The organism is Anabaena sp. CCY 0017 (assembly GCF_963920885.1).
GTDB lineage: Bacteria > Cyanobacteriota > Cyanobacteriia > Cyanobacteriales > Nostocaceae > Nodularia.
The window spans coordinates 1-1,162 of record NZ_CAWUDG010000074.1; the positions used below are offsets into that span (position 1 = coordinate 1).

A 1,162-nucleotide genomic window follows, 5' to 3' on the forward strand; every position below is an offset into this window, starting at 1 on the left:
GGGAGCAACGCGATTTTGTGAGATGACCCTACTTGAAGAGCGATCGCCAATAAATATATTTAAGCACTTAGTATTTTTATTACCTAAAAGTCAAGAAATAAGCAGCACAAAAATCCTTTGAATGAATCTCAAAAGTTGACTGGTAAAGAAGTATGGTGATTGGGTTAAAAAATATTGTCGTTCAATATTTTATATTGAGTATTAATTATGACAATTGTTCTAGTGAATTTGAGATTACTGTATAAAATGTTCAAACAGTTATAGGTTTAATAAAGGAATTAAATATAGAATCACAAAAATTATCCCAAGTTTTAGCTATCCATTGACATCGAAGATGTAACATGATTTCGGCATGATCTTTAAGCCAAAACTTACTGTTACCTTTCATGCGTAAATTAACAACTTGACGAATTAAACTTTCAACCGCGCCACTGCCAAGAGGGAGCTTTTGAGATGCAACTTCGTTATATTTTAAAAGTCTCCGTCGGTAAGCTTTTAAAATATAATTTCGCTCTCGGACTAAAATTTTCAGACGTTCCCCGGTCGCCCCAGGAATAAATTCATTCATGTTTCTCATTAAACCTAATGCTTGACCTTTCTTTAAAGTTTTTCGCGCCTTTTTAAACCATTGTTGGCGTTCATCTTTTGTGCTGAATGCAGCATCAGCGAAGTCTTGTAAATGTGATGCCGCGTGATAAAAATCTAATAACTGATAAGTTTGATTTGGGCAGTGTAATTTTTTTAATAACGGAGGGATATGTATCCATATCCATTCTGCACCATCCGCAATTAATAAAACCTGTTTAGCCTGACTAATCCCTAAATTAACTAAGTACATCTCTAAGATTTGTAAAAATCCTTCAAATCCTGAGTAAGTCCCATCGTTAGTAATAGGAATCTCGCCATTCTTAATTTTTTCACCTTGCTCATTCACCACATAAATAGTTAATAATTTAGGCTCAACCCATTCTCCTGTATAGCCTACACGGTTAGTCTTAACCTTACGTCTACCTTTATTATTAATCCGAATTCGGGTACGACCGCCGTCTACAGCGATGACAACACGCTGGTCTTTAAGAATATTAGTTGTCGGTAAATTGCCAACCTCTAAACTGTTTATTTTCGATTGACGTAAATTTATGCCAATTTTACCAAAGTAATA

The 1,162-nt window shown here is 34.7% G+C and carries 1 pseudogene; it reads right to left on the reverse strand.

Going from position 1 to position 1,162, the window contains the following annotated elements:
- Nucleotides 1-250: 250 nt before the first annotated feature.
- A pseudogene (locus ACM0OW_RS25735) lies at nt 251-1,162 on the reverse strand (ISLre2 family transposase); the annotation flags it as partial.